Origin of the sequence: Streptomyces sp. NPDC005485 (assembly GCF_040606085.1) — a bacterium.
Taxonomy (GTDB): Bacteria; Actinomycetota; Actinomycetes; order Streptomycetales; family Streptomycetaceae; genus Streptomyces.
Map to the genome: position 1 here is coordinate 1 of NZ_JBEXDZ010000332.1, position 1,144 is coordinate 1,144.

Below are 1,144 nucleotides of genomic sequence, written 5' to 3' on the forward strand. Positions count from 1 at the left end.
CAGTGAAGTCGGTCAAGTCCCTCTGCATCTGGGGAACTTCAACGAGGACACCGACCCCGAGTAGACCGTGCTTTCCTGCATTGCAGCCCAGCGCGCAGGGTTCACGTGGCGGAGGTCTACTTCTTGTTCCAGCTATCGGGGTCTGGCTCTGGTGGTGAGTCGTGGCTCTGGTCCACTTCTTGTGGTCACGTACGCATAGTGACTGTTGATCTTCGCCTAGGTGGTTTTAGCGGTCGTAGGCGGTCAGTGCGGGCATGACCGGCTGGCCGCTCCTGAAGCTGGCTCCTCTCGTCAGGACCTGGGAATCGATCACCTAGGCTGGCGCGGTGACTGATGAGCAGGAGCGGGTGCAGCCGTCGGGAGTGTGGGCCACGGCGGTGGGGGTGGCCCGGGTGCGGGCGCTGGAGACCGAGCGGGAGAACGCCCTGTTCCGTGACCCACTGGCACAGGCCTTCGCCGCCGCCGGCGGCCTGTGGCCCTCCTCGCCGCCGCTGCCCGATGATGAGGCCGCGCGCCGCCGCTGGCTGGCCGTGGCGTTCTCCATCGTCATCAGGACGAAGTTCCTCGACGACCTGTTGCAGCAGGCGTCCGCGTCCGGGGTTCGGCAGGTTGTGCTGCTCGGCGCCGGCATGGACAGCCGGGCCTTCCGGATGGACTGGCCCGCGGGCACCCGGCTGTTCGAGGTCGACACCGCCGCGCCATTGGACTTCAAGGCTTCGGTGCTGCGCCAGGAGCGGGCCGTCGCGCGCTGCGGGCGGATCACCGTCGCGGTGGATCTGCGTGAGGACTGGCCAGGCGCGCTGGCCGCCGCGGGGCACGACCCGGCAGTGCCGACCGTGTGGATCGCCGAAGGACTGCTGATCTATCTGCCCGAGGACGCGGTGGAGCTACTGCTGGCCCGGATCAGCACGCTGTCGGCGGCAGGCAGTTGGATGGGGCTGACGTTGGGCTCGCGCGGCGTGATCGAGCGCTTCGGCGCGGACGCCGTGCCGGGATCGGCGGCGTCCATGTGGGTCTCGGAGATGCCCGACGACCCGGTGGGCTGGCTGGCCGGGTACGGCTGGGAGGCCGGCACCCACACCCTGCGCGAGCGCGCTGCCGCCTACGGCCGCCCGATCAGCACCCCGCCGCAGCGCGAGGAGCG

Annotated in this window: 1 protein-coding gene; it reads left to right on the plus strand. The window is 69.7% G+C overall.

The window, feature by feature from the left end; all coding sequences use genetic code 11:
• Positions 1-362: 362 nt before the first annotated feature.
• The coding region (locus ABZS97_RS44020) for a class I SAM-dependent methyltransferase (RefSeq protein WP_356149750.1) at positions 363-1,144 on the plus strand (782 nt) is incomplete at its 3' end.